General features: G+C 63.0%; 2 protein-coding genes. Both read right to left on the bottom strand.

All coding sequences use genetic code 11. The annotated features are described in order from the left end of the window. On the bottom strand, nucleotides 1–269 hold a 269-nt coding region (locus tag ACCD02_RS32485), incomplete at its 3' end, for a DUF4123 domain-containing protein (RefSeq protein WP_413310690.1). Continuing rightward, nucleotides 266–1,813: type VI secretion system tip protein TssI/VgrG (gene tssI, locus ACCD02_RS32480; RefSeq protein ID WP_413310689.1), on the bottom strand; the 1,548-nt coding region annotated here is incomplete at its 5' end. The genes ACCD02_RS32485 and tssI, both read right to left, overlap by 4 nt.

Here is a 1,813-nt window from a genome sequence, read left to right as displayed (position 1 = left end):
TGATGGGCGACGGCATTGATTGGCGCGGAACTCGACAGCAGGCAAGCGTCGGCCTGCCGGGCAGCGTTTGCGCGGGTTTCGTCGAGCAGGCTGGATGGACCTTGCGGCGATACCAGTATCGGCCCCAGATCGTGCAGCCCGGCCCAGCGTGTTCCCATGTACAGCGGCACGATGTCCAGGGGCTCGCCGCGTTGATACAGGCGAGCAATCGCACCAGGGCGTAACACGCCATCAATCAACAGGAAGTTGGCTTGGGAAACAGTGCTCATCGGGTGCTTTCCTTGGCCGCTTGCTCGCAGATCTCACAGCGGGGCGCTGTACGTATCAACGCCTGACGCTGGGCCGGCAGCAACAATTCCCCGGCCTTGTCGGTATCCGCCTGTTGCACCGGGCCTGGCAGTAACGGCGCCGCCCCGCTGCCATTGCCGGGGCTTCCCCCTCCGTTGAGATTGACCATGGCCCCGTTAATCGATACGCCGCTGGGATCGAGCTTGATAAAGCTGCCAGCGGCCTTGATGGTCAGCTCGGTGCCCGCTTCCACCACCAATTTGACGCCGCTGTCGAGATGAATTTCCTGGCCTGCTTCGATGAACTGGCCCATGCCGATCTGCACGTGCTGATTGGCGCCGACGGTCAGGTGATCGTCGGCGCGGGTTTCGACCCTGCGGTCGGCATGAACGGTGTGGTGTTCTTCGGCCTTGAATTCGCTGTAGCTGTTGTTCTCGACGCAGTCGTGGCGCTGGTTGCCGACGCGGATGGTCTGGTTGTGCTCGATGTGCTGGTCCCAATCGCGCTGGGCATGGAGGTAAATCTGTTCCTGACCTTGCTTGTCGTCGATACGCAGTTCGTTGTAACCCGTGCCACCGGGCGAACTGAGGGTCTTGAAGGTGCTGCGGGTTTTGTGTGCCGGCAGGTCATAGGGCGCGGGGTGGGCCTTGTGGTACAGGCAGCCGCTGATCAGCGGCTGGTCGGGATCGCCTTCAAGGAAGGTCACCAGCACTTCCATACCCACCCGGGGGATGGCGACGCCGCCGTAGTGGGCCCCGGCCCAGGCGGAGGACACGCGCAGCCAGCAGCTGGCCTGGTCATCCGACAGACCTTCGCGGTCCCAGTGGAATTGCACTTTGACGCGACCGAACTGATCGCAGTGAATCTCTTCGCCTTTGGGGCCGGTGACCACGGCACTCTGGCTGCCGAGGATGCGCGGTTTGGGGTGATGCAGTGGCGGGCGGTAGAACGTGTCCCAGGGTGTGGCCTGGAAGCGGTTGCGGTAGCCTTGGTGAAAGTCGCCCTTGTTATCGGTGGTGTCGCTGGGCGCTGACTCTTCCAGCACTTGTGGCTGCTTGCCTTCATGCAGTACTTCGGTGAGCAGCCACAGGTCGTTCCATTGGGCTTTGGGGTGACCGGTCAGGGGCAGGAAGTGGCCGCTGACCAGTCGCAGTTGATCGCTTGCGCCTTCGACCAGCTGGTAGTCGCTGCGATGGCGTTCCAGCGCTCGACTGGCCAGTTGTTTGCCTTGCTCCAGTTGGCTGAAACGGCCGGGGTAAGCGTAGTCTTCAAGGTCGGGCAGGGCGTCACTGCGGCTTTGGCTCTGCAGGGTCAGGCGCGGTTGCTCGAAGTCGTAGTCGCGGCGGGTGGTGCGGCTGGTGCGGGCTTCCAGGCGCAGGTCGAAGCGCTTGATCACCGGCTCGCTGGCGACCATGCCGGTGTCCTGCTGGTAGGCCACCGGCGCGAGTTTGGGAAAGCTCGCCTGACCATCGCCGAACAGCAGTTTGTGGGCGTTGGCGCTGTGCTGGAAGTGGTAATGAATGCC

It is taken from the genome of Pseudomonas sp. Pseusp88 (assembly GCF_047303955.1).
Taxonomy (GTDB): domain Bacteria; phylum Pseudomonadota; class Gammaproteobacteria; order Pseudomonadales; family Pseudomonadaceae; genus Aquipseudomonas.
Note: the sequence above shows the minus strand (reverse complement) of the source record. Positions and strands in the feature narration are given on the sequence as shown.